The organism is Candidatus Skiveiella danica (assembly GCF_022705245.1).
GTDB classification, from domain to species: domain Bacteria; phylum Pseudomonadota; class Gammaproteobacteria; order Burkholderiales; family Burkholderiaceae_C; genus Skiveiella; species Skiveiella danica.
Map to the genome: position 1 here is coordinate 360 of NZ_JAKJEW010000129.1, position 279 is coordinate 638.

Annotated in this window: 1 pseudogene; it reads right to left on the bottom strand. The window is 63.8% G+C overall.

Annotated elements, in window-relative coordinates:
* Positions 1 to 279 (bottom strand): annotated as a pseudogene (locus ACMUOY_RS20460) (IS91 family transposase); the annotation flags it as partial.

Here is a 279-nt window from a genome sequence, read left to right on the forward strand (position 1 = left end):
CCCGCCTGCGCATCACATTCATCCCACAGGGGTGGCCCGCGTGCCGGGGTGATGTGGGGCGGCTCTGCATCCACCCCGATGTGATCGAGGATTTGGCGGATATCCGCACTGTGCGCGATGAAGGCGATGATGTGCATCAGCCCACCACAGTTTGGGCACACAAGCGGAAACACCTCGTAAATGCGGGCAATCAGCACCGCCCAGAGGTAGTGGGCCGCGCGTTTGGGCGGTGCGCTCGCCTGCTTGGGCTCTGGTGTGTTTGCTGGTCCGGCTGCGGAT